The organism is Caldisericia bacterium, assembly GCA_021158845.1.
GTDB lineage: Bacteria > Caldisericota > Caldisericia > B22-G15 > B22-G15 > B22-G15.
This window is the reverse complement of sequence record JAGGSY010000144.1, coordinates 1-1,015: the sequence shown is the minus strand read 5'-3', so window position 1 is coordinate 1,015 and position 1,015 is coordinate 1. Positions and strand designations below refer to the sequence as shown.

The window sequence follows — 1,015 nt, the reverse complement described above, 5'->3', positions numbered from 1 at the left end:
TTGTCAAACATTGTAAAGGTAAAGCCACTTAAAGATACAGTTCCACCAGTTATTGAAATTTCAGAGCCGAAAGTTCAGTCTGGAGATAGAATATTTTTAAACAAAAAGAGCATAAAGATAAAAGGGAAGGTTGCAGATAATATAGAGGTTAAATCATTGACGATAAATGATAAAGAAGTTGAGATTGAAAAAGGTGGGTATTTTGAATATGAGCTTGAGATTGAGGAAGGGGCAAACTCAATAGAGGTTGTTGCTAAGGATACATCTGGAAATGAGACAGTCTTTAGAATTTATGTGGATGTGGATACAACTCCACCTGCTATTGAGGTGAATCTTCCAGATGTTAGTGAGAAAGAAGAGATTAAAGTTGAAGGAAGAACTGAGGAGTGGGGCAATTTGTATGTAAATGGGAAGGAGGTTTTGGTTTATTCAGATGGAACCTTCTCCTTTGATTTAAAGTTAAAACCCGGAATGAATGAGTTAAAATTTGTTGCCAAAGATAGGGCTGGAAACATAACAGAGAAAACCTTTACAGTTATTTATAGAATAATCCTCAAACTCCAGATAGGAAGTAAAACCATGTATATAAATGATGAACCCAAAGAGATAGATGTTCCTCCAACAATAGTAGAGGGAAGAACCTTACTTCCAATTAGATGGGTAGCAGAACCATTAGGAGCAGATGTAGGATGGGATGGAAAAGAAAGAAAAGTAACTGTATCCCTAAATGATACAACAATAGAACTTTGGATAGGAAAACCAACTGCAAGAGTAAATGGAATTGAAAAACCAATAGACCCAAACAACCCAAAGGTTGTACCAATGATTCTAAATGGTAGAACAATGCTTCCAGTTAGATTTGTTGCAGAAAACCTTGGAGCAGATGTCCTCTGGGATGGAACAACAAAGACAGTAACCATCATCTATCCAAAGGAGTAATCCCAAAAATGCAACGTATAGTGCCTCGTATAATAATATTGTAAGAGGAGAGTATAGGAAGGGTAGATTAAGTGGT

Annotated in this window: 1 protein-coding gene; it reads left to right on the top strand. The window is 36.3% G+C overall.

The window, feature by feature from the left end; all coding sequences use genetic code 11:
* The first annotated feature begins 471 nt into the window (after positions 1–471).
* On the top strand, positions 472–939 hold the full coding sequence (locus tag J7J33_05175; protein MCD6168668.1) for a copper amine oxidase N-terminal domain-containing protein: 468 nt from the start codon (positions 472–474) through the stop codon (positions 937–939).
* Positions 940–1,015 lie beyond the last annotated feature (76 nt).

Bases quoted from the DNA above. Each gene is read 5' to 3' on its own strand.
- J7J33_05175 (MCD6168668.1), top strand. From the start codon at position 472: ATGAATGAGTTAAAATTTGTTGCCAAAGATAGGGCTGGAAACATAACA.